This window comes from Cupriavidus sp. FW305-F7, from assembly GCF_058782875.1.
The window spans coordinates 89,370-112,571 of the sequence record NZ_JBYSYC010000026.1 but is presented as its reverse complement, the minus strand read 5'-3'; the positions used below and the strand labels follow the sequence as shown (position 1 = coordinate 112,571).

16 protein-coding genes are annotated in these 23,202 nt (G+C 68.3%); 5 read left to right on the top strand and 11 right to left on the bottom strand.

What is annotated here, in order from left to right; genetic code table 11:
* Positions 1-142: 142 nt before the first annotated feature.
* Complete coding sequence (locus AC3WL8_RS23390) at positions 143-1,282, bottom strand: HPP family protein (RefSeq protein WP_211980770.1); 1,140 nt, start codon at positions 1,280-1,282, stop codon at positions 143-145.
* 136 nt (positions 1,283-1,418) lie between these two features.
* Here AC3WL8_RS23390 and AC3WL8_RS23385 point away from each other — a divergent pair, with 136 nt between their 5' ends.
* Positions 1,419-3,176: a chloride channel protein gene (locus tag AC3WL8_RS23385; protein WP_211980771.1), complete on the top strand. Its 1,758-nt coding sequence runs from the start codon at positions 1,419-1,421 to the stop codon at positions 3,174-3,176.
* Positions 3,177-3,184: 8 nt separating this feature from the next.
* On the opposite strand, the gene AC3WL8_RS23380 is transcribed toward AC3WL8_RS23385, so the two are convergent.
* Complete coding sequence (locus AC3WL8_RS23380; RefSeq protein WP_013955729.1) at positions 3,185-3,604, bottom strand: Lrp/AsnC family transcriptional regulator; 420 nt, start codon at positions 3,602-3,604, stop codon at positions 3,185-3,187.
* A gap of 163 nt (positions 3,605-3,767) precedes the next feature.
* Here AC3WL8_RS23380 and AC3WL8_RS23375 point away from each other — a divergent pair, with 163 nt between their 5' ends.
* Positions 3,768-4,646, top strand: coding sequence for a dimethylarginine dimethylaminohydrolase family protein (locus AC3WL8_RS23375; protein WP_211980772.1), 879 nt, complete (start codon positions 3,768-3,770; stop codon positions 4,644-4,646).
* 34 nt (positions 4,647-4,680) lie between these two features.
* The gene (gene ocd, locus AC3WL8_RS23370) at positions 4,681-5,772 is read left to right on the top strand and encodes an ornithine cyclodeaminase (protein ID WP_153954885.1); all 1,092 of its coding nucleotides are present in this window, start codon (positions 4,681-4,683) and stop codon (positions 5,770-5,772) included.
* A gap of 48 nt (positions 5,773-5,820) precedes the next feature.
* Here the strand turns inward: ocd and AC3WL8_RS23365 are convergent, their stop codons facing one another.
* The 8 genes from AC3WL8_RS23365 to AC3WL8_RS23330 all read right to left on the bottom strand — a co-directional run bounded on the left by AC3WL8_RS23365 (position 5,821) and on the right by AC3WL8_RS23330 (position 19,632).
* Positions 5,821-6,417 carry a helix-turn-helix domain-containing protein gene (locus AC3WL8_RS23365; protein ID WP_013955733.1) on the bottom strand — a complete coding sequence of 199 codons (597 nt, stop codon included), beginning with the start codon at positions 6,415-6,417 and terminating at the stop codon, positions 5,821-5,823.
* A gap of 494 nt (positions 6,418-6,911) precedes the next feature.
* A complete protein-coding gene (locus AC3WL8_RS23360; RefSeq protein ID WP_492378903.1) occupies positions 6,912-8,231 on the bottom strand; it encodes a sigma-54-dependent transcriptional regulator in 1,320 nt (439 codons plus the stop codon).
* Positions 8,221-10,170, bottom strand: a complete 1,950-nt coding sequence (locus AC3WL8_RS23355; protein WP_492378902.1) for a sensor histidine kinase — start codon at positions 10,168-10,170, stop codon at positions 8,221-8,223. The genes AC3WL8_RS23360 and AC3WL8_RS23355 overlap by 11 nt, the downstream gene beginning before the upstream one ends.
* Before the next feature lie 166 nt (positions 10,171-10,336).
* Positions 10,337-11,647, bottom strand: a complete 1,311-nt coding sequence (locus AC3WL8_RS23350; protein ID WP_492378901.1) for a dicarboxylate/amino acid:cation symporter — start codon at positions 11,645-11,647, stop codon at positions 10,337-10,339.
* A gap of 543 nt (positions 11,648-12,190) precedes the next feature.
* Positions 12,191-13,489, bottom strand: coding sequence for an MFS transporter (locus AC3WL8_RS23345; protein WP_492378900.1), 1,299 nt, complete (start codon positions 13,487-13,489; stop codon positions 12,191-12,193).
* A gap of 83 nt (positions 13,490-13,572) precedes the next feature.
* Positions 13,573-15,267, bottom strand: a complete 1,695-nt coding sequence (hutU, locus tag AC3WL8_RS23340) for a urocanate hydratase (RefSeq protein WP_211980778.1) — start codon at positions 15,265-15,267, stop codon at positions 13,573-13,575.
* A 188-nt stretch (positions 15,268-15,455) separates the two neighbouring features.
* Positions 15,456-16,202, bottom strand: a complete 747-nt coding sequence (gene hutC, locus AC3WL8_RS23335) for a histidine utilization transcriptional repressor HutC (RefSeq protein WP_211980779.1) — start codon at positions 16,200-16,202, stop codon at positions 15,456-15,458.
* 46 nt (positions 16,203-16,248) lie between these two features.
* Positions 16,249-19,632 (bottom strand): diguanylate cyclase, encoded by a 3,384-nt coding sequence (locus tag AC3WL8_RS23330; protein WP_492378899.1) that lies wholly within the window; start codon positions 19,630-19,632, stop codon positions 16,249-16,251.
* Between the two features lie 850 nt (positions 19,633-20,482).
* Between AC3WL8_RS23330 and AC3WL8_RS23325 the strand changes: the two genes are divergently transcribed.
* Together AC3WL8_RS23325 and AC3WL8_RS23320 are read left to right on the top strand one after the other, a co-directional pair.
* Positions 20,483-20,881, top strand: a complete 399-nt coding sequence (locus AC3WL8_RS23325; protein WP_013955743.1) for a nuclear transport factor 2 family protein — start codon at positions 20,483-20,485, stop codon at positions 20,879-20,881.
* A 99-nt stretch (positions 20,882-20,980) separates the two neighbouring features.
* Positions 20,981-21,868, top strand: coding sequence for a c-type cytochrome (locus AC3WL8_RS23320; RefSeq protein WP_013955744.1), 888 nt, complete (start codon positions 20,981-20,983; stop codon positions 21,866-21,868).
* A gap of 9 nt (positions 21,869-21,877) precedes the next feature.
* On the opposite strand, the gene AC3WL8_RS23315 is transcribed toward AC3WL8_RS23320, so the two are convergent.
* A complete protein-coding gene (locus AC3WL8_RS23315) occupies positions 21,878-22,966 on the bottom strand; it encodes an acyltransferase family protein (RefSeq protein WP_492378905.1) in 1,089 nt (362 codons plus the stop codon).
* Between the last annotated feature and the right edge of the window lie 236 nt (positions 22,967-23,202).

Sequence of the window (23,202 nt, the reverse complement as noted above, 5' to 3'; positions counted from 1 at the left end):
TCAACTCATCCGGAAACAGCTTCGGCGCGCTCGATTTCTTGCTCTTCTTGGTCATGCTTGTTGTTTCGGTCATAAGGCGTTTCTTTCGATATCGTCTCATGACCTCAACACACAAGAAATCTGACAGGCTCGTGGAATGCCATCAATCCGGCACCGCCATCACCCCACTCTTGAGCAGTGCAGCAACAAGATCAGACTGCGTCACCATCCCCACCACGCGCCGCTGATCATCGATCACCGGCGCGTGGTGCAACCCGCCGTCGGAAAAGGCCTGTGCCAGTTCCACCATCGGCTGGTCGGCACGGGCTGTCACTACCGCCCGTGTCATCAGGTTGCGCACGGTACCAGCCAGCCGGCGCGCACCGGTATCACGCTGCGCCGCGAAAAAGTCGCTCTGGGTAACGATCCCCACCAGCCGCCGGGTGGCGTCCACCACCGGCAGGGCCTTGATGCGGTGCCGCGCCAGCAGGTGCCCGGCCTCATGCGCAGGCTGGTCCGGGGTCACCATGATCACGTCGCGCGACATGATCTCGCCGCACAGCACGTTGCCGAAGTGGCGCCGGTAGGCGCGCAACTGCGCGGCCACCAGGATCTGTTCGAGGTCGTCTTCTTCGATATCCAGGAATTCGCCGCGCACCTTCAGCGCAGCATCGAGGTCGGCGCGGGTAACGCCCACGCGCTGGGATGGCGGCACGTCCTTGGTCCCATGCTGCATGGCAGGCTCGGGCGGGCGGTGCGGGTAGCGCCGCCGCGACAGGTTGTTGAAGGCAAGCGCCATCATCAGCAGCAGCATCGAATTAAACAGCACCGGCACCGCAACAAAGCCGAAGCCCAGCGCACTGACCGCCGGCCCGCCGAATACGGCGGTGATGGCCACGGCGCCGCTGGGCGGGTGCACGCAGTGGAACTGGAACATCAGGGCGATGGCGATTGCCACGGCGACCGCTGCGGCCAGGCCAGGGTCCGGGATCCAGCGCGCGCACGCCACGCCGATCACCGCGGCAATCAGGTTGCCGCCAATGATCGACCAGGGCTGTGCCAGCGGCGATGACGGCACGGCGAACAGCAGCACCGCGGAGGCACCCATCGGCGCGACAAACCAGGGATTGAAGCCGCCCAGGGTCTGGTGGCTGATCCATTCAGTGCAGATCAGGCCCAGCAGGGCGCCCAGGCAGCTTTTGAAGCGCTCCTTGCGGCTGGCGGGGACGGGCAGCGGAACGAATGTGCGCAGCCATGCACGGGCATTCTGCGCCAGGGCGGAGACGGCGGGGGCGGTTGGCATTCTTGTGACGGGGGCGCTTTGGAATGGTGCGCGTAATATATCACGGGGTGATATATTTGGCCGCCTTTGGTGCGGTGCATCCCAATCGTGGGGCATGGCGCACCGCACAAGAGCGCATAAGAGCAAGGAGCCCCCAATGTCGTCTGTTTTGCCGGTCGAGAAACGCGACTATGCCGTCAATCGTCGCCTGCTGATGCTGTCCGTGATCGCGCTGGGCATCGGTGCGCTCAGCACCGTGGCGGCGGATGTGCTGGTGAACCTGATCCGTTTCTTCACCAACCTGTTTTTCTACCAGACACTGTCGCTGGCCGAGCGCTCGCCTGCCAATCATGCATTGGGTGCGTGGGTGATCGCGATGCCGGTCATCGGGGGGCTGATCGTCGGATTGATGGCGCGCTACGGCAGCGACAAGATCCGTGGCCATGGCATTCCCGAGGCGATCGAGGCGGTGCTGTTCGGCAAGAGCAAGATGTCGCCGCGAGTGGCGGTGCTCAAGCCGCTGTCGTCGGGCATCGTGATCGGCAGCGGCGGGCCGTTTGGCGCCGAGGGGCCGATCATCATGACCGGCGGCTCGCTGGCGTCGCTGCTGGCGCAGTACCTGCACCTGACCGCGGGCGAGCGCAAGGCGCTGCTGGTGGCGGGCGCGTGCGCGGGCATGACCGCGATCTTCGGCACGCCGGTGGCGGCGGTGCTGCTGGCGGTCGAGCTGCTGCTGTTCGAGCTGCGCCCGCGCAGCCTGCTGCCGGTAGCGCTGGCCTGCGCGGTGGCGGGGTTCCTGCGGCCGCTGTTCTTCGAGGCCGGTCCGCTGTTTCCGCTGCAGACGGCCGCGGCGGGCACGCCGGCGCTGCTGTCCTGCGTGCTGGCCGGTCTGCTCTGCGGCGTGCTGGGGGCAGGGCTGACGCTGGCGCTGTACCGCACCGAAGACACGTTCTCGCGCCTGCCGCTGCACTGGATGTGGTGGCCGGCGCTGGGCGGGCTGGTGGTCGGCATCGGCGGCTACTTTGAGCCGCGCGCGCTGGGGGTGGGCTATGACGTGATCGGCGACCTGCTGAACAACCGCATCGCCATCGAGATTGCGCTGGCACTGCTGGCGGTCAAGGCCGTGATCTGGATTGCGGCGCTGGGTTCGGGCACCTCGGGCGGCGTGCTGGCGCCGCTGCTGATGCTGGGCGCGGGCCTGGGCGTGGTGCTGGCGCCGTGGCTGCCGGGCGGCTCGCCGCAGTTGTGGGCGCTGGTGTGCATGGCCGGCGTACTGGGCAGCGTGCTGGGTGCGCCGCTGACGGCGATCGTATTCGCCTTCGGGCTCACGCACGACACGCAGGCGCTGCTGCCGTTGCTGCTGACCACGGCGGTGGCCTACGGCTTTTCGGTGCTGACCATGAAGCGTTCGATCATGACCGAGAAGATCGCCCGGCGCGGCCTGCATATCTATCGCGAATACGGTGTGGATCCGCTCGAGCGCGCCCATGTGGACGAGCTGATGACACGCGAGGTGGTTGCCATCGACGCCGAGCTGCCGGTGGCCGAGGCGATGGTGCGCTACTTTGGCGAGCATGCGGCCCATCGCGCCTACCCGGTGGTAGCCGAAGGGCGCGTGCTGGGCATGCTGGAGCGCGCTGCGATCCGGGGCCTGACCGCTGGTGAGATCCCGCCCGGCATGCGTTGCCGCGACCTGTTGAATGCGCCGGCGCATGTGCTGTTGCCTGGCCAGACCGCACGCGCCGCCGCGGGCCGCATGGCCGCGCTGAGCGTGGCGCGCCTGCCGGTGGTGGAAAGCGCCGAGACCATGCGCCTGGCCGGCATCCTGTCGCTGCGCGACCTGCTGCGTCCCAGCGGCAGCGTGTTCCACGAGGAATCGCGGCGCGAGCGCCTGCGCGGCCGCGCCGCAGCCTGAACGGATTCCTATTTGTAGGTCGACAGCAGGATGCTGGTCTCGGTGGCGCTGATGCCGTCGATCAGCCGGATCCGGTCCAGCGTGCGGTCGAACGCTTCCAGCGTATCGGCGCGCAGCTCGGCAATGATGTCCCAGCGGCCATTGGTGGTGTGCAGCGCCTGCACATTGGGTTCGCCGCGCAGCGCCTGCAGCACGGCGCGGGCCTTGTTGCCTTCCACGGCAATCGTCATCCAGGCGCGGATGCGGTGCGCTTCGGCCTCGGGCCGCAGGCGCACCGTGTAGCCAACGATCACGCCTTCCTGTTCCAGCTTGTCGATGCGGTTCTGCACAGTCGCGCGCGACACGCGCAGCGCCTGCGCCAGCGCCGTGACCGGCATGCGCGCGTTGTCGCGCAGGAGGGAAATCAGCTGGTGATCGGTGGCATCCATGGGGTGGGCAAAAGGCCTTTGCAAAGCGCCAGCATAGGCTGGCATTTTGATAAATGGCTCGCGCAAATTGCGCAAGTTGCTGGCTATTAGTTAACACCAGCTTGCCCGAGAATTCAATCAACCGATTGCTTTCCCAACGCCTGCCATTAAAAAAGGAGCCCCCGTGACCCACACCCCCACGATCCTGCTGGTCGAGCCGACCTTCTACGACGTGTCGTACAGCATCAATCCGTGGATGGATCCGGCTGCCTGGGCGCGCGACCCGCGCGGCATGCACCGCAGCGCCATGCAGTCTTTCGACGCGCTGCGCGAGGCGCTGGGCCGGGCCGGCTTTGCGGTGGAGGTGGCCCCCGGCGCGCCGGGGCTGCCCGACATGGTGTTCCCGGCCAACGCCGCAGTGGTGCTCGATGGACGTGCGCTGCTGGCGCGCTTCCGCTACCCGCAACGCCGTGGTGAAGAGGCGCCGTTCGCCGACATCTTCGGCACGCTGCGCGAGCGCGGCCTGCTCGACGAAGTCGCGCTGCTGCCCGAGGGCTGCTTCCAGGAAGGCGCGGGCGACTGCATCTGGGATGCGGGCCGCGGCCACTTCTGGGCCGGATTTGGTCCGCGCTCGTCGCATGAGGCGGCCGTGGCGGTGTCGGACTACTTCGGCAAGGACGTGGTGGCACTGGAGTTGGCCACCGAGCAGAGCTACCACCTCGATGTCTGCTTCTGCCCGCTATCCGGCGGCGAGGTGCTGTATTACCCGCCCGCCTTTAGCGAAGCGGCGCTGCGCGAGCTGCGCGCGCGCGTGCCGGCGCGGCTGCGTATCGAGGCCAGCGCCGACGACCTGCGCCACTTCAGCGTCAATGCCGTCAACCTCGACGACCAGGTGGTGATGACCCGCACCACGCCGCACCTGCGCACGGAGCTGGGCCGGCGCGGCTACCAACTGCATGAGGTCGACCTGTCGCCCTTCATGCTGTCCGGCGGCGGCGCCTACTGCATGACGCTGCGCCTGGATCGCCGCAGCGGGCCGGGCATCGCCGCTGCGGCGGCCTGAGCGCAGGCACCGCACCGACACAAAGGAGACGGTCATGAAAAGCACCGCCCTATCCCTATCCCTGTTCCTGGACGCCAGTGACGTGGCCCGGCTGGTGGCCGCCATCGGCCCGCAGGTCGCTATCGTAGACTTGGCCGGGCAGGTCCGGCAGGCCTTCCTGCGCTGGCACGATTTCGACAAGTCCGCGCGGCTGGCCAGCCATTCCGCGCGTGGCGTGATCGAGCTGATGCCGGTCAGCGACGGCGTCCAGTATGCATTCAAGTATGTGAACGGCCATCCGCGCAATGCGCTGCACGGCATGCCGACGGTGATGGCCTGCGGCTTGCTGGCCGAAGTGGAAACCGGCTTCCCGCTGATGCTGGCCGACCTGACGCTGGCCACCGCGCTGCGCACCGCGGCCACCTCGGCGCTGGCGGCACGCGCCATGGCGCGGCCCGGTGCGGCGACCATGGCGCTGATCGGCAACGGCGCGCAGGCCGAGTTCCAGGTGCTGGCCTTTCAGGCGATGCTGGGCGTGCGCGAGATCGCCGCCTATGACATCGATCCGGCCGCCACCACCCGGCTGATGCGCAACCTTGCTGGCGTACCCGGTCTTTCGATCCGCCGCGCAGGATCGATCGAGGCCGCCCTGGCCGGGGCGGACATTGTCTCAACGGTCACCGCCGACAAGACTCGCGCCACCATCCTCACGCCGGAAATGGTGCGGCCTGGCATGCACCTTAATGCGGTAGGCGGCGACTGCCCCGGCAAGACTGAACTGCATCCAGATATCCTGCGCCGCGCGCGCATCGTGGTGGAGTACGAAGCCCAGACGCGCATCGAAGGCGAGATCCAGCAGTTGCCCGCCGACGCGCCGGTGACCGAGCTGTGGCAGGTGCTGGCCGGTCACGCGCCCGGCCGCGCGGCGGCGGACGAGGTGACCGTATTCGATTCGGTTGGGTTTGCACTGGAAGACTACGCCGCGCTGCGCTGGCTCTACGCCGCAGCGCAGGCGCACCGGGCGGGCAGGGCGGTTGAACTGGTGGCGATGCCGCCGGATCCGCGCAACCTGTACGGGTGGATGATGGCGCAGGCCGACGGCGACGAAGCCGGGCTGGCAACGCCCCGGCAGGCGGCAGTGGCCTGAGGCCGCAGGCGATACCGGGGCCGGCATGGCCCCGGTATGCAGCCGTGCTCAGGCGGTGCGGCCCATCATCAGCTGGGCGCGCAGGAAGCCCTTGACCTCTTCCAGCGACGGCGTCTTCAGGAACACCATGATGCCCCAGTGCTGCAGGGCATCGGCCACGCCTTCATAGGCCTGGCGGTTGGTGATCACGGCAAAGATCACGTGCTGGCTGGCAAAGAAATTCTGCAGCTTCTCGATGGTGGCCGACTCGGCGTCGTTCAGTTCGTCGACGTAGTACAGCACCACGCGCGGATGCTCGCTGACCGAGGTGATGACGGTATCCAGCACATCGTCGACCACCACGCTCTTGAGCGGCAGCCCCCACTTGGCAAGCTGGGCGTGGATGCGCTGTGCTTCCTGGTGGTTGGGGTGGAACACCACCAGGTCCAGGCCGTGCGGCGACGCCGATTCCGGCCCGATGCGCGTCGCCAGCAGGCGGTGCACGGTTTCCTTGTGGATGCGCCGATGGCCGCCGTTGGTCTTCCAGGCGCCAAGTTCGCCGCGTTCGACCATCTTCTGGACGGTGCCCAGAGAGACGTTAAGCAGTTTTGCCGCTGTACGCGTGCTGTAATAAGGCTTTTCAGCCAGTGCCGGATCCAGTTTCATCCCATCACCCGTGGTCCTGAAGGCAGCCGCGCCGGGACGGCGCCCGCGGCGCCAGGCACAAGCGCCGCGCGGTAGTCACTGCCAATGGTTGACTGACCCTGTGTCCTGGCCCGCTCCCCCGCCGGCCGGACGGCTTTCGTTATAAATTTGTTATTTCTTTCATTTCCAGTCGATCAGCGACTTTCTGGACATATTGAATGTCTGGGACTCTGATCTGCTGGAAGCCAATAATATGCCGCAAACGCCAATCGATCTGTAAGAAAAAACATAATTCCATCGCGTATTGGTTGTTTAACGCACATTGGTGCTTGCAGGCAGACACGACAGTAACGCAGACATGGATTTGCAGGGGTGGTTCCCCATGGCTGGACACAGCGTCTGAAGCATCCGCTGAATACAGCGGCCGCTTCAGAGTCCTGTCGTGACGTGACAGATCGCGTGGCATGGCCCGCGCTGCTGCCCTCGGTTCACGGTCCGCGCTTCACCGCGGCACTTCACAGCCCGTGCTTGCGCACCTTGTCGAACAGCGTGGTCTTGGCCACGCCCAGGGCTTCGCTGGCGCGGCTCAGGTTGCCGTCGTGGCGGCGCATGGCATCGGCAATCAGTGCGCGCTCGAATTGCTCGACTGCCTGCGCCAGCGGCAGGGCTTCGGGGGCGGTGGTGCCGTGGCCGGGGTTGCAGCCCAGCCCCAGCACGTGGCGCTCGGCCAGGTTGCGCAACTCGCGCACATTGCCGGGCCATGGGTAGGCTACCAGCGCGGCCAGCTCGGCCGGGGTGGCGGGAACAGCCTCGCGGCTGAAGCGCAACGCGGCCTGCGCGACGAAATGTTCGAACAATGCCGGCACGTCTTCGCGCCGCTCGCGCAGCGGCGGCAGCTCCAGCGTGATCACGTTCAGGCGGTAGTACAGGTCAGCGCGGAACTGGCCGGCATCGGAGAGCGCGCGCAGGTCGGCCTTGGTGGCGGCCACCACGCGCGTGTTGACCGGCACCGGCAGGTTGGAGCCAAGCCGTTCCACCACGCGTTCCTGCAGCACCCGCAGCAGCTTGATCTGCAGCGGCATCGGCATGCTCTCGATCTCGTCGAGAAACAGCGTGCCGCCTTCGGCGTGCTCGATCTTGCCGATGCGGCGGCGCGCGGCACCGGTGAACGAGCCGGCTTCATGGCCGAAGATCTCGCTCTCGAACAACTGCTCTGGCAGGCCCCCGCAGTTGATGGCAACAAAGTTGCGCGCGTGGCGCTGGCTGGCCTCATGCAGGCAGCGCGCCACCAGCTCCTTGCCGGTGCCGGTCTCGCCGTGGATCAGCACATTGGCGTCGGTGCCGGCCAGGTCGGCGATCAGGCGGCGCAGCCGCTCGACCGTGGGCGAATGGCCGATCAGGTGGGCTTCCAGCTTCTGGCGGCCCGCCAGCCGTTCTCGCAGTTCTGACACTTCCAGCGCCAGCCGGCGCTGCTCCAGCGCGCGGCGCGTGGCGTCCACCAGCTGTTCGGGCGAGAAAGGTTTTTCCAGGAAGTCGTAGGCGCCTTGCTTCATCGCCTGCACCGCCAGCCCCACGTCGCCGTGGCCGGTGATCATGATCACCGGCAGGGCCGGGTCGCGCTCGCGCAGTTGCGCGAGCAGCGCCATGCCGTCCTGGCCCGGCAGGCGAATGTCGCTGACGACCACGCCCGCATAGCCCGGTCCGGCCTCGCGCAGCGCGGCCTCAGCGCTGCCCACGCCGCGCGTGGCGATGCCCTCCAGGCGCAGCGCCTGCTCGCAGCCCAGGCGCACATCGGCATCGTCCTCGACGATCAGTACGGTCAGGTCAGCCGGCATGCTTTGCATCCTGTGGGTTGGCGTCGTGCCGTGCCAGCGGCAGCACCAGCGTGAAGCAGGCGCCGCCGTCCGGGTGGTTGGCGGCGGACAGGCTGCCGCCGTTTTCATTGAGGATGCCGGCCGACAGCGTGAGGCCGAGCCCCAGGCCTTGCCCGGCGGGCTTAGTGGTGAAGAATGGCTCGAACAGCCGTGCGAAGGCTTCCTCGGACAAGCCGGCGCCGTTGTCGCGCACGGTCAGGTGGACCATGGCGCCCGCCATGTGCGCGTGCAGCGCAATGCGCGGCGCGGACTGGCCGGCGACGGCATCGAGCGCGTTGCCGAGCAGGTTCACCAGCACCTGTTCCAGGCGGTTGGGATCGCACACCACCGCCAGCGTCGGATCGATATCGCGCTGCAGCGCGGGCTGGACCGCGTCCACGCGCGTCTGCAGCAGGAAAAGCGCGTTGTCCACCGCTTCGGCCAGTCTGGCCTGGCGGCGGCCGTTGCCGGACTTGCGTGCAAACGACTTGAGCGCGCCGGTGATGCGGCCCATGCGCTCGACCAGCCCGATGATGGTGTCGAGGTTGGCGCGCACGGTGGCGTAGTCGCCGCGCTCGAGGAACTTGCCGGTATTGCCGGAGATGGTGCGCAGCGCCGCCAGCGGCTGGTTCAGTTCATGCGCGATGCCGGTCGACATCTGGCCCACGGCGGCCAGCTTGCCGGCCTGCAGCAGCCCGTCCTGGGCCTGGCGCAGCACGGTCTCGGCACGGATGCGTTCGGCCACCTCGGCCTGCAGGCGCTGGTTGGAGGTGGACAGGTCGGCGGTGCGATCGGCCACCTTGCGCTCCAGCTCGCTGTTGGCCACCTCCAGCGCGGCGCGCGCCGCCAGGCGCTCGTTGACGATGCGCCGGCGCACGTTCCACGCCGCCCCCAGCAGCAGCACGAAGGCGGTCAGCACGCCGGCCAGCGCCGCCGTGTTGAGCGCGGCCACGCGCGCCTGCGAGGTATTGGTCAGCAGCGTCAGCTGCCAGTCGGTGCCGGGCAGCGCGGCATGCTGCGCCAGCATCGGCGGGCCGCTGCGCAGGCGCACCAGTTCGTCGCTGCTGCCGCCGTTGCCGTTGTTCAGCTTGCGCACCAGGGTCAGCGGCAACTGCGGCAGCGGGGCGCGATTGTACTGCAGGCTGCGCGTCAGCCGCTCGCGCGCCTCGGGTGACAGGGGGCGCAGCGCAGCCAGCTTCCACGACGGGTCCGAGGCCAGGATCACCACGCCGTTCTCGTCGGTCAGCAGCATCTGGCTGTCGGCGCCCTGCCAGCGGTTCTCCAGCGGCTCCAGACCGATCTTGACCACCGCCACGCCGACCGGGTTGTCGCGCTCGCCCAGCGGCGCCGACAGGTAGTAGCCCGATTCGCTGCGGGTGGTGCCCACGCCGTAGAAGCGGCCCAGCTGGCCGTCCATGGCTGACTGGAAGTACGGGCGGAAACTCAGCGCTTCGCCCAGGTAGCTGTCCGGGCGCTGCCAGTTGCTGCTGGCCAGCACCTTGCCGTGCGCATCCAGCACATAGATCACGCGCGTGCCGGCGCGGGTATTGAGGGCGCTCAGGTAGTCGTTGGCGCGTGCCGCGCGGGCGGCGTCGTCCGGGCGCAGCAGCAGCGCGGCGATGCGCTCGTCCAGCGACAGCAGGCCGGGCACGTAGTCGTAGTGGGCCAGCTCGCTTTCCAGTGCCTGCGTGTACAGCCGCAACTGCACCTGGCCGCGTTCGGCCTGGCGCGCCAGCGCGGTGTCGTAGCTGTAGCGGTAGCCGAGCGAGCCGGCCAGGCCCACCAGCACGGTCAGCGCCAGCAGTGCGAGCAGCGGCGCAAGGCCGCGCAGGCCGTGGGGCAGGCGCGAGCCGGCGGGTGCGGCGGACGCAGGTGCGGTGGCGCGGGTGGTATCGCCGGGAGGGTGTAGCGGACCGGTCATCAGGTGTTGGGTGAGGCAGGTGGCAAAGCCGCCGCGCGGGCAGGACGGGCGGGGGCCGGCGCGGGTGCCTACTTTTACCACACCAGGGGGGCAGTGCCGCGCCAGAATGCAAAAAGGCCCGGTTGCCGTATCGGCAACCGGGCCCTGGCACGCCTGGCGGACGGTATTACTTGCCCGCGAGGACCTGGGCAGGTGCCAGGCCGGTGGTGGTATCCGCGGCGGGTTCATCCTCCTCGGACGGTACCGGCGCGCCAATGGCGCCTTCGCTTTTGGCGACGACGGCGGTGGCAATCGCATTGCCAAGCACATTGGTCACGGTGCGACCCATGTCGAGTACGTGGTCGATGCCCAGCACCAGCAGGATGCCGGCCTCCGGCAGGCCGAACATCGGCAGCACGGCGGCGACCACCACCAGCGAGGCGCGCGGCACGCCCGCGATGCCCTTGCTGGTGACAAGCAGGACCAGCAGCATGGTGATCTGCTGGGTCAGCGACAGCTGGATGCCGTACACCTGCGCCACGAACAGCGCGGCAAACGAGGTGTACATGATCGAGCCATCCAGGTTGAACGAGTAGCCCAGCGGCAGCACGAAGTTGGTGATGCGCTCCTTGACGCCGAAGTGGGTCAGCTGGTCGATCACCTTCGGGTAGGCCGATTCGCTGCTGGCGGTGGCGAAGCCGATCATCAGCGGCGCGCGCATCATCTTGAGCAGGCGGAACACGTCGCGGCCCAGGAAGAAGTAGCCGCCGGCGATCAGCGCCACCCACAGCAGCGACAGCGCCAGGTACAGGCTGCCCAGCAGCTTGGCGTACACCACCAGCACGCCCAGGCCCTGCGCGGTGATCACCGCGGCGATCGCGCCGAACACGCCCACCGGGGCAAATGCCATCACGTAGTTGGTGACCTTCAGCATCACCGTGGCGAGGCCTTCGATGCCTTGCAGCACGGGCTTGCCCACGCCGTCCTTGACCGTGCCCAGCGCAAAGCCGAAGAACAGCGAGAACACCACGATCTGCAGGATCTCGTTGTTCGCCATGGCCTCGACAAAGCTCTTGGGGAACATGTGGGCGATGAAGTCGCGCAGGTTCAGCGCGCCGGTCTTCAGGTTCGAGGCGGCGTCAGCCGGCGGCAGCGGCAGGTTCATGCCGTGGCCGGGCTCCAGCAGGTTGGCCATCACCAGGCCCAGCAGCAGCGAGGTGATCGAGGCGCCAACGAACCACATCATGGCCTTCAGGCCGATGCGGCCCACGGCGCGGCCATCGCCCATGCTGGCGATGCCGGCCACCAGCGTGGCGAACACCAGCGGGCCGATGATCATCTTGATCATCCGCAGGAATACATCGGTCAGGATGGACAGGTGGTCCGCAATCGATTTGGCGGTGGCGGTGTCCGGCGCCATGTTGTGCGCGGCGGTGCCGACCAGCACGCCTAGCAGCATCGCAATGAAGATCAGGGTGGGCAGTCGATTCAGTTTCATCGTGGATCAGGCCTCTGCGTCCGTCTCCTGTGGCAGGGACGGGCGTCTGTGTATTGCGGGAAGGCTGGGCGGCGATGTCGGGGCGCCGGGCCGGCCTTGTCGTGGTTCAGCGCGGCAACAGGTGCCGGGGGCTCGCCGGGATGGCGAAGGGGGTGGGCAAGGCGGGGTCGGTCATGTGTGTCCTCCTTTGTTTTTGGCATCGGCCGGGACGCCGGGCGGCGTGCCGGCATACCCGTCTGGCGCTGTGGGCGGCGGCCTATATTGCACGCGCCGTGCCAGGCCGAAGGGGCTGCAGGCGTTGCACAACTTATTGAATACAAAGGGAAAAAGGATGTGATTCCGGCGCACGGTTCGGGAATCCGGACCGGAATGCGACAACGCCGTTCGGGAATCCGAACGGCGTTGTAGGTGTTAACCCCCGGTTTTAAGGGGCTGGCAGCAGGCTCCCCGCTCCCGCACGCGGGACAGGGAGAGCAAGGCCCAGACAAGCTTGGGTGGCGTTGGCGCACCCTGCGCGAGCGGTCTGCGCCGGCGCCAGGGAACTCATTTCAGCCGCCGTCCCAACGTTTCCGGCACCATCGCCAGGCCGATCAGCGACACCAGGCCGCAGCCGATCACGTACAGCGCGGGCGCATTGACATTACCGGTGACCTGGATCAGCCGGGTCGAAAAATACTGCGCAAAGCCGCCGAAGATCGCGATCGCGATGCAATAGGCGATCGACAGCCCGGTGGCGCGCAGCCGCTGCGGCAGCACTTCGCTGACCAGCACCATCGAGGCCGGCGCGGTCATCGACATCGGCACCGACAGGCAGCCCACCACCACCAGCAGGCGCGTGAGCGACGGCTCGGCGTTGATCAGCACGAAGGCCGGGTAGACCATTGCCAGCAACGTCACGCGCGACCACAGCACCACGGTCTTGCGGCCGATGCGGTCAGCCAGCCAGCCCGCGAACGGCGACAGCGCCACCTGCACCAGCGCTGCCACGCACGCGGCCCAGATACCCAGCGACAGCGGCATCTTCAGCACGCTGACCGCGTAGTTGCTGAGGTAGTACACGACGATATAGGTCGACGAAGCCAGGCCGATCATCAGCAGGATGCTGGCGATGACCTCGCGGCCATGGCGGCGCAGCAGCGGCCATTGCGCGGCGTGCTCGCCATGGCGCACGGGCGTGGCGGTTTCTTCCAGCCGGCGGCGAATCACCAGCCCGACCGGGATCACCAGGATGCCGATCATGAAGGCGAGGCGCCAGCCCCAGGCTTCCAGGTCTGACGGCGCCAGCACGTTGCTCAGCACCAGGCCGGTGATCGCGCCCAGCAGCGCCGCCAGGCCCTGGCTGAACGGCTGCCATGCGGTATAGAAGCCGCGCGTGCGGTCATCGGCGTATTCCAGCAGCAGCGCGGTCGATGCGCCCATCTCGCCGCCGATGGCAAAGCCCTGCACCAGCCGCGCCACCACCACCAGCACCGGCGCCAGGATGCCGATCTGCGCGTACGGCGGCGTCACCACGAAGATCAGCGAGCTCAGCCCCATCAGCCACAGCGTCAGCGCCACCGCCGGCTTGCGCCCGGCGCGGTCGGCGTACATGCCGATCAGCAGGCCGCCCAGCGGGCGCATCAGGAAGCCGACGCCAAAGGTGGCGAACGACATCAGCAGTTGCCCGGTAGGGTTGTCGACCGGGAAGTAGAGCCGGCCGATCAGCGTGGCAAAGAAGCTGTAGACGACGAAATCGTAGAACTCCAGGCCATTGCCGATGGTGATGGCGGCAATGGCGCGCGTGCGTGACAGCTGCGCCTGGGGCGCAGCGACCGCCACGCCGGCGGTGGTGTCGATGGACATGGGTGTCTCCGTAAAACGATAAGGCGCCGGCCGGGGCGCACGTGGCGGCCCCGGCGGCAGAACGGCTCTTGCTGGCCGCGGGGTTAGTCGCGCGATGCGTGGTTCAGCATCGGCAGGTCCAGGCCCTGCTCGCGCGCGCAGTCGACGGCGATCTGGTAGCCGGCGTCGGCATGGCGCATCACGCCGGTGGCGGGGTCGTTGTGCAGCACGCGGGCGATGCGGGCGGCGGCTTCATCGGTGCCGTCGCACACGATCACCACGCCGGAATGCTGCGAGAAGCCCATGCCCACGCCGCCGCCGTGGTGCAGCGAGACCCAGGTGGCGCCGCTGGCGGTGTTGAGCAGCGCGTTCAGCAGCGGCCAGTCCGACACCGCATCCGAGCCGTCCTGCATGGCTTCGGTCTCGCGGTTGGGGCTGGCGACCGAGCCCGAGTCCAGGTGGTCGCGGCCGATCACGACCGGCGCCGACAGCTCGCCGCTGCGCACCATCTCGTTGAAGGCCAGGCCAAGCTTGGCGCGCAGGCCCAGGCCCACCCAGCAGATCCGCGCCGGCAGGCCCTGGAAGCTGATGCGCTCGCGCGCCATGTCGAGCCAGCGGTGCAGGTGCTCGTCATCGGGGATCAGTTCCTTGACCTTGGCGTCGGTCTTGTAGATGTCCTGCGGGTCGCCCGACAGCGCGGCCCAGCGGAACGGCCCGATGCCGCGGCAGAACAGCGGACGGATATAGGCGGGCACGAAGCCGGGGAAGTCGAAGGCGTTGGCCACGCCTTCTTCCTTGGCCATCTGGCGGATATTGTTGCCGTAGTCGAAGGTCGGCACGCCCATCTGCTGGAACGCCAGCATGGCGCGCACATGCGCGGCCATCGAGGCCTTGGCGGCCTTGACCACCACCGCCGGCTCGCGCTGCGCGCGTTCGCGGTATTCGTCCCAGCTCCAGCCGGCCGGCAGGTAGCCGTTGAGCGGGTCATGCGCGCTGGTCTGGTCGGTGACCATGTCCGGGCGCACGCCGCGGCGCACCAGCTCGGGCAGCACCTCGGCGGCGTTGGCGCACAGCGCGATCGAGATGGCCTTGCCTTGCGAGGTATAGCGGTCGATGCGGGCCAGCGCGTCATCCAGGTCCGTGGCCTGCTCGTCGACATAGCGGGTCTTCAGGCGGAAGTCGATGCGGCTCTGCTGGCATTCGATGTTCAGCGAACAGGCGCCGGCCAGCGTCGCGGCCAGCGGCTGCGCGCCGCCCATGCCGCCGAGGCCAGCGGTCAGCACCCAGCGGCCCTTCAGGTCGCCGCCGAAGTGCTGGCGGCCGGCTTCGACGAAGGTCTCATAGGTGCCCTGCACGATGCCCTGGCTGCCGATATAGATCCAGCTGCCGGCGGTCATCTGGCCATACATGGCCAGGCCCTTGGCGTCGAGTTCGTTGAAGTGTTCCCAGTTGGCCCAGTGCGGCACCAGGTTGGAGTTGGCGATCAGCACGCGCGGCGCGTCGCGATGGGTGCGGAACACACCCACGGGCTTGCCCGACTGCACCAGCAGGGTCTGGTCGTCCTCCAGGCGGGTCAGGGCCTCGACGATGCGGTCATAGCATTCCCAGTTCCGGGCGGCGCGGCCGATGCCGCCATAGACCACCAGTTCCTTCGGGTTCTCCGCCACCTCGGGGTCGAGGTTGTTCATCAGCATGCGCAGCGGGGCTTCCGTGAGCCAGCTCTTGGCCGTCAGCGTGGTGCCGCGGGGGGCGCGGATTTCGGTGTCGCGGAAACGCGTGGTGGTGGTGGTCTTGGTCACGGGAACTCCTTCGGTCGTGCTGGTCTGGAACGCTCGCTTTTTCGGGCGACGCATAGGCATGTATATTCCTGTATATACAAGTACGTATAAATCGGGGTAATCCCGTAGATTGGTCAGCGCCAGCGCGGCGCTTTAATCACAAATGATGTCGGAGTCCCTTGTGCCCTCGCGGGCGGCCAGCTCCGGGCCTAGGACGTGAACCGGCCTTCCAGGCGATGCAGCGAGCCGGGATGCACCAGCCGCACCGACGTCACCACCCGGCCCGCGGACCAGGTGCGGCGCCGGATCAGCAGGCACGGTTCGCCCCGCTGGATGGCCAGCAGCCCGCACTCTTCCGGCAGCGCCAGCACGGCCTCGACCACATGCTCGCCTTCGGTCAGCGGCGCGATGCGGGACAGGTATTGGTAGGGCGTTTCGCTGGTGAAGTCCTGCGTCAGGTAGTCCGGCGCCACCGCGGCATTGACATAGCGGTCCTCAAGCTGGATCGCCACATCGTCCTCGTAATGCACGATCACGGAATGGAAGACCCGTTCCTCCAGCGCCACCTCCAGTGCTGCGGCCTGTGCCGGGCCGGCGCGTTCCGCCTCCAGGCTGATGACCTGCGCGTGATGCCGGTGTCCGCGTGAAGCGATGTCTTCGGCAATATTGTTGACCGCATACAGCGCGGTCCGCCGCTTGGGTTCGGCGACGAAGGTGCCGACGCCCTGCAGCCGCACCAGCATGCCTTCCGCGGTCAGCTCGCGCAGCGCGCGATGCACGGTCATGCGGCTCACGCCCAGAGACTCGACCAGTTCGGTCTCGGACGGCACGCGGTGATGCGGCGGCCAGCTGCCGTCAGCGATCCTGCTGCTGATGTGCTGCTTGACGCGCGCATAGAGCGGCGCCGGCATAGAGTCGGACACGAGCGACAACGGGTTCCCCTTGGGTTTGGCCATTCGGCCATGCGACAGGCGCCGAATTTATCATGGCCCGGCACCCTGGCTACGATGCCTGCGCGTCGCGCTGCTGGCATCCGGCCAGGAACACGTCCAGCGCCACCGGCCGCCCGATCACATACCCCTGTGCATAGTCCACCCCGATCGCGCGCAGCGCGTCGAGGGTGCGTTCATCCTCCACCCACTCCGCCACCGTGCGCACCCCCAGCCGGTGCCCGATGTCGTTGATCGAACTGACGATCTCGCGGTCGACCGCGTTGTCGGCTAGTTGCCGGATAAAGCTGCCGTCAATCTTCAGGAAGTCCACCGGGAACTGCTTCAGGTAGGCGAACGACGACAGGCCCGAGCCAAAGTCGTCCAGCGACACGGTGCAGCCGGCGCGCCGCATCTCCGCCACCAGCCGGTTGGCCGCGGCCATGTTGTTGATCAGCGCGGTTTCCGTGATCTCCAGCCGGATGCGACTGGCGGGCAGGGCGCTGGCCTCCAGCTCTGCATGCAGGAAGGGCAGCAGGAAGGGCTCGCCGAGCGAGTTGGCCGACAGGTTGATCGATACCGACAGCCCGGGCACGGCGCCCAGGCGTTCGCCGTAGCCGCGCAGCACGTTGCGGATGACCCAGCGGTCGACGTGGCCCATCAGGTCGTAGCGCTCGGCGGCGGGAATGAAGGCGCCGGGCATGATCAGCTCGCCGTGCTCATCGACCATGCGCACCAGGATCTCGATATGGCGGTGTTCGGCGCCGTCTTCGTTCTGCTCGGGCTGCAGTGCGCGGATCTCCTGCGCGAACAGGCGGAAGCGGTTGGCTTCAAGCGCCGAATGGATGCCGGCGGCGACTTCCAGTTCGCGGTGGTGGCGGCGGGCATCGCTCTCGTCGCGGCGGTAGACCGAGACGCGGCTGCGGCCGGCGGCCTTGGCGGCGTAGCAGGCCACGTCGGCACGGCTCATCAGTTCGCTGACCGGAGGCACGTCCAGGTCGATGGCGGCGATGCCGATGCTGGCGCCCACGTCGTACACGCGTCCTTCCCACGGGAAGCGGCGGCCGCGGATGGCATCGATCACGCCCTGGCAGACCTGCTCGGCTTGGTCGACGGTGCAGTCCTTGAGCAGCAGCGCGAACTCGTCGCCGCCGAGGCGTGCCAGCACGTCGTCGGGGCGCACGTGGTTGCGGATCATGTAGCCCAGTTCGCGCAGCAGGACGTCGCCGGCGCCGTGGCCGGCGGTGTCGTTGACGATCTTGAAGCGGTCCAGGTCGATAAAGCACAGCGCGGCGCGGTGGCCGTGCAGCCGCGCCGCGTCGCAGGCTTCGCGCAGGCGCTTCTCGAACCAGGTGCGGTTGGGCAGCCCGGTCAAGGCATCGTGCATGGCTGAACGCGCCAGCTCGCGCTGCAGCGCGCGCGCGGTGGTGATGTCCTGGAACACCAGCACCGCGCCCAGCACCTCGCCGCGCGCGGTCAGCACGGGCGCGGCCGAGTCCTGCACGTCGTGGCGCTCGCCGGTCAGGCTCTGCAGCACGGCGCCGACCTGCAGGTAGGCGGGCGCGAGCGTGCGCAGGCAGGCTTCGACCGGGCTGGGAATGGGGTCGCCGGTGGCTTCGTCGACGATGCGGAAGACCCGCGCCAGCGGCAGGCCGTTGGCGCTGGCCATGGTCCAGCCGGTCAGCTGTTCGGCAATCGGGTTCATGAAGGTCACGCGCATGGCCGCATCGGTGCAGATCACCGCATCGCCGATCGAACGCAGCGTGATGTGCAGGCGTTCCTTCTCTTCGAACAGCGCCTCGGTCAGGCGCCGCTGCTCGGTGATGTCCCAGTTGGTGCCGACCAGGGCCTGCGCGGTACCATCGTCGGTGCGCGTGACCATGGCCATCGCGCGCACGTGGCGCACATTGCCGTCGGGACGCGCGATGCGGTATTCGGTATCGAACCGCGCCTCGCCGCGGATGGCCTGGCGCATCTCGCCGCTGACGCGGCTGACGTCGTCCGGATGCAGCATCGCGATCCATTGCTCCACCACTGGCGTGCCGCCCGCGGGGTCGGTGCCGTGCAGCGCGTGCATGCGCGCGTCCCAGGTGATGCCGGTGCTGGTGAAGTCCCACTCCCAGATGCCCACGCCGCCGGCTTCAGCCGCCAGCTGGATGCGGCGCGACAGCCGTTCCAGCTCTTGCTGCGCCAGCTTGCGCGCGTGGACGTCTTCCACCTGGGTGATGAAGTGCTGCGGCTCGCCGGTCTGTTCGTCGCGCACCAGCGATACCGCCAGCAGCACCCAGCGGTAATGGCCGTCCTTGTGGCGGTAGCGCTTTTCCAGGCGGTAGGACTCGATCTTGCCGGACAGCAGGTTGTCGACCTGGAGCAGGTCGCCGGTCAGGTCGTCGGGATGGGTCAGCTGCTGGTAGCTCAGCTCGCGCAGCTCGGCCGCGCCGTAGCCCAGCAGCTCGGTCATGGCACGGTTCACCGTCTGCCAGCGGCCGTCCATGCTGACCAGCGCCATGCCGATGGCCGAATGCTCCATGGCCTGGCGAAAGCGCTTGTCGCTGCTGCGCAGGCTGGCGCGGCCATGCCGGTTCTGCTCGGTCAGGTAGGCGATGCAGACCGGGAACACCATGATCACCGCCGCCGACAGCGGCACCGCTTCATGGCGGTGCGCAAGCAGCATCAGCGCCTGCAGGCAGAGCGTGGCAACCAGCGTCAGCAGCGCGGTGGCAAACGGATTGCCGGCCAGTGCCACCAGCACCAGCGGCAGCGACATCGCGGCAAACGGGTCATGGCCCTGCCACTGCGCGAAGGCGCCGATGGCCAGGCACAGCGCCAGCGCGCCCGCCTGCGGCGCCAGCAGCGGCCGCGCGATGGCAGCGCGCACGCGCACCGCCGTCATCGACAACATCATCGGCAGCAACAGCGCCATGCCGAGCGCGTCGGCCTGCCACCACGTCCACCAGACCGAGGCGAAGCTGGTGCCATGGGTCGTGGCGATGGCCATGGCGCCGGCAGTGGCCCCCAGTGCCGGCGCCAGGATGCCGCCCACCGCCAGCATCACCGCGAACGCGGCCAGCGGACCGTGGCGCCCCAGGGCGGCATGCCGGTCCAGCAGGCGCAGCAGTCCGAGCGCGAACAGCATCTCAGCTAGGTTGGCGCCGGTCAGCATCAGCGCGGTGGCGACGCTGTCGCCGGCCGCGTGGTTAGCCAGCACGCTGGCGCCCATCATGCCCGCCAGCAGCCACGGCCCCTCCGCGCGCGGCCGGTGCAGCAGCAGGCCCAGCCCGAAGGCGTTGGGCAGCCACACCGCCGCCACGGTACCGGGCAGCCGCGCCAGCCACAGCGCAGCCGCCGCCAGCACGAAATAGCCGGCGCCGGCCAGCAGCAAGGGCAGCCAGCGGCGCTGCGGGGCGGAAGGGCCTGGAGCGGCCTGGTGGCTCGGCGGGGCCGTGTCGGGCGTCATGGACGAGAACGATGCAAAAAAGGCGGTGCGTCTGGGTGGGAAGGAGGCGGCTTGCCCGGCGCGCCCGGGGCGGCACGGCCCCGGAAGCGCGGACGGACTGCCGCCCAGCGTAGAGGGCACTGTAGGGGGGATGGCGGGCCGGCCATCGGCAGGACAGCGGGCAGGTTCGGGGCCTTGTTGCCACTGGTGTTTGGGGCGATTTTTTGGTAGGAGGTGGAAGCGGAGCCTGGCAGCTGTACGACGCAAGAGGCAGTGCGGGCTACTCGATGAGGGAAGGACAAACGGCCATGCGTGCCAGCATTCAATCAACAGACAAGTCCGCAGAACCTCTTTGGGAACGCGCTTGCGCCAGGCTCGATCCTGGATCTTGCGATCTTCCGGTACGAGGTTTCGTCAGCCATGACCCGGAGCAGCTCGCCCCGCTGGCTTATTCGGCCTTTGCAGGTACGGTAGATCGCGCGCCGTTGGAGATATGGGCCCGCAAACTCTCGTCTATCGCCAGCAATCGTTACGGGTCGTTCCTGCCAACGGCTTCCTTCGTTGCTGCATCCGAGCGCTGGCGCTTGAGGGTTTTTGCCGGGCCAGGATTTCCCCAGGCAACGATGTCTCGCAGCAGCTATTCCGAAAGCTCGGCTTCGAGCTTTGCTGCAACTGAGCAAAACGCCTCCACCGCGTGCAAGCGGTTAGGAGGCACCCTTCGCCTGCTTAGGGGCGGCAGTTCCAGCACAGCCCCGATAACCCCGCCGATAACCTCCCCGGTAATCGCGCCGCGGCCCCGCCGCGCCCATCATGCAGACATGGCCTGACCCCAGGCCCTTCTCGGATTCCCAACCAAGACCAGGAGTACGCCATGTCTGCCGCCATCCAAGCCCAAGTCACTGCCGATCCCGCCGCCCTTGCCGACCGCTACCTTGCCGCCTGGAACGAGACCGACGCCGCGCGCCGGCGCGAGCTGATCGCGCTGGCGTGGACGGAATCGGCAAGCTATGCCGATCCGCTGATGCGCGGCGACGGCCATGCTGGCATTGACGCAATGATCGCCGCGGTACAGGGGAAATTCCCCGGGTTCCGCTTTACTCGCGTGAGCCCGGTCGATGCGCACGGCGAACACCTGCGCTTTACCTGGGAACTGGGCCCGGCGGGAGAGCCGGCGCTGGTGGTCGGCACCGACTTCGCCACGATTTCCGCCGATGGCCGGCTCGCGCGCATGACCGGCTTCATCGACCGGGCCCCGGCCGGGCTGGCCTGACCGGGGCGCGCGCCGCCGCTATGTGGCCTGCCCCACCGACAGCCCCCCGCCCACTGGCCGCAAGCTGCTGCATCCAGTGCGGCGGACAGGGGAGAGCAAATGGCGCGATTTCTGCGGGTGGCGGCATGGGGGCTGGCCGGCACGGTTGTTGTCGTGGCCGTGGCGGCCTATGCCGCGGTATGGGTTGGCGAGCGCAAGGCGGCGCGCATTGTCGCGGTCAAGGTTTCACCCATCGCCATCCGTGAAGACGCCGCCGGCATTGCCCACGGCAAGTACCTGTTCGAATCGCGCGGCTGCATGGAGTGCCACGGCGCCGGCGCCGGCGGCAAGCAGGTGATCGACGATCCCGGCGGCCTGCGCGTGCGCGCGCCGGACCTGACGCAAGCCAATCCGGCCATTGCCGCCTACCAGCCGGTTGACTGGGTGCGGAGCATCCGCCATGGCGTGGCGCCTTCGCACCGGCCGCTGCTGATCATGCCCAGCGAGGATTACAACCGCCTGAGCGACGAGGACCTGGGCGCGCTGGTGGGCTACCTGCGCAGCCTGCCGCCGGCGATGGGGGCGCCCGCGGAGATCCGCATGCCATGGCTGGTGCGGGCGTTGTACGGTGTGGGCATCGTGCAGGACGCGGCCGCCAAGATCGACCACAGCTTGCCGGTGCAGCCTGCAATGGTGCCGGCGCCCACGGCCAGCTATGGCGGCTACGTCGCCAATGCCTGCCTGGGGTGTCACGGGCCGGACTTCCGCGGCGGCAAGATCCCGGGCGGGCCGCCCGACTGGCCGCCCGCGGCGGACCTGCGCCCCGTGCCGGGCGGCGCCATGTCGCGCTACGGCCAGGCTTCGGCCTTTATCGCGATGATGCGCAGCGGCAAGCGGCCCGATGGCAGCGCAGTGAGCCGCGTGATGCCGTTCGATTCGTTCGGACGCATGAACGATACCGACCTGACCGCGCTCTATCTGTTCCTGACCGGCATGCCGCAGCGCTGAGCGCGCGCGTCAGCGCCGCGCCAGCCGCCGGCCGGCGGCGATGCCGGGCAGCTCCACCCAGCGGTGGAGCAGCAAAGCCAGCGCCAGCGCCAGGCCGGCATCGATGGCAAAGCGCAGCAGCTGCAGCGCGGTCTGGTCGGGCGCCAGTTCAGGCATCAGGCGCTTGACGCCCTCGATCACGGTGGGGTGCGTCAGGTACAGCGCATACGACAGCTCGCCCAGCCAGACCAGCGCGCGCGGCACGCGCAGCACGCCGGTGTGCTCGGCCGCCACGGCGCCGCCCAGCAGCAGTGCCGCGGGCAGCCCGCGTCCGGCCAGGCTGAAGTCGGGTCCGACCAGCGGCAGCGACAGCGCGAACGCGGCGCAGCCGGTTGCCAGCATGCCCACCGCGATTGCCGGCGTCAGCAGGTGGCGCCAGCGCGCGTAGGCCCACGCCAGCCCGCAGCCCAGCAGGAATTCCAGCACCAGCGGATTGCTGGCCATGGCCAGCCACGGCGTGGCGAACGGGTAGCCCTGCGAGGGATCGGCCGCCAGCGCGCCGAAGCGCCACCACGGCAGCACCAGCGTGGTCAACGCAAAGACCCCCAGCACCACCAGCAGCGCGCGCCGCCCGGCCAGCAGCAGGCCCAGCGCGAAGGCGGCGTAGAACGCCAGCTCATAGTTGAGCGACCAGCCCACGTACAGCGCCGGATAGCCGTAGTACGGCGCGTGGCCGGTGGCAGTCGGCAGGAATGCCAGCGACGCCGCGAACACCGCCGGCGTGACCGGATTGAGCAGCAGCGCATGGATGGCCGACATGGTCCAGTACGGCGGTGCCAGCCGGCAGCAGCGCCGGATCATGAAGCTGAGCGGGCGTTCGGGCTGGGGCCGGGCCAGCACCGCGACCCAGGCGATGATGAAGCCGCTGATGACAAAGAACACGTCCACGCCGACATGGCCGCGCTTGATCACGTTGTCGGTCAGCCAACTGAGCGCCGGCGCATCGGCGCCGCCCAGCGCCAGGCCGGAGTGGTAGACCACCACGAACGCGGCGGCCAGCCCGCGCAGGGCCTGGATGCTGTCGAGCCGCGCGACTGACGGGGACTGGGCCGCCGGCACGCGCGTGGCAGCGGTGGCGTGCGGGACCGGTGCCGCGGAGGCGCCGGGATAAGTGTGATCTGGAATAGTCGATGGCACTGTTTCAGCGACAGGAATCGGAAAGCGAAGGGATGCATGAGGGACAGCCGCCATATGCCCAAAGTTCGTGCAAAGCCGATCCGGGGGCAGGCTAGTGCGCATGGTGTTCGGCAAGGTGACCGAAATTGCACTATCCTCACTTGTCCCTTGCGCCAAGC

Bases quoted from the DNA above. Each gene is read 5' to 3' on its own strand.
- AC3WL8_RS23390 (WP_211980770.1), bottom strand. From the start codon at position 1,282: ATGCCAACCGCCCCCGCCGTCTCCGCCCTGGCGCAGAATGCCCGTGCA.
- AC3WL8_RS23385 (WP_211980771.1), top strand. From the start codon at position 1,419: ATGTCGTCTGTTTTGCCGGTCGAGAAACGCGACTATGCCGTCAATCGT.
- AC3WL8_RS23380 (WP_013955729.1), bottom strand. From the start codon at position 3,604: ATGGATGCCACCGATCACCAGCTGATTTCCCTCCTGCGCGACAACGCG.
- ocd (WP_153954885.1), top strand. From the start codon at position 4,681: ATGAAAAGCACCGCCCTATCCCTATCCCTGTTCCTGGACGCCAGTGAC.
- AC3WL8_RS23365 (WP_013955733.1), bottom strand. From the start codon at position 6,417: ATGAAACTGGATCCGGCACTGGCTGAAAAGCCTTATTACAGCACGCGT.
- AC3WL8_RS23360 (WP_492378903.1), bottom strand. From the start codon at position 8,231: ATGCCGGCTGACCTGACCGTACTGATCGTCGAGGACGATGCCGATGTG.
- AC3WL8_RS23355 (WP_492378902.1), bottom strand. From the start codon at position 10,170: ATGACCGGTCCGCTACACCCTCCCGGCGATACCACCCGCGCCACCGCA.
- AC3WL8_RS23350 (WP_492378901.1), bottom strand. From the start codon at position 11,647: ATGAAACTGAATCGACTGCCCACCCTGATCTTCATTGCGATGCTGCTA.
- AC3WL8_RS23345 (WP_492378900.1), bottom strand. From the start codon at position 13,489: ATGTCCATCGACACCACCGCCGGCGTGGCGGTCGCTGCGCCCCAGGCG.
- hutC (WP_211980779.1), bottom strand. From the start codon at position 16,202: ATGGCCAAACCCAAGGGGAACCCGTTGTCGCTCGTGTCCGACTCTATG.
- AC3WL8_RS23330 (WP_492378899.1), bottom strand. From the start codon at position 19,632: ATGACGCCCGACACGGCCCCGCCGAGCCACCAGGCCGCTCCAGGCCCT.
- AC3WL8_RS23325 (WP_013955743.1), top strand. From the start codon at position 20,483: ATGTCTGCCGCCATCCAAGCCCAAGTCACTGCCGATCCCGCCGCCCTT.
- AC3WL8_RS23320 (WP_013955744.1), top strand. From the start codon at position 20,981: ATGGCGCGATTTCTGCGGGTGGCGGCATGGGGGCTGGCCGGCACGGTT.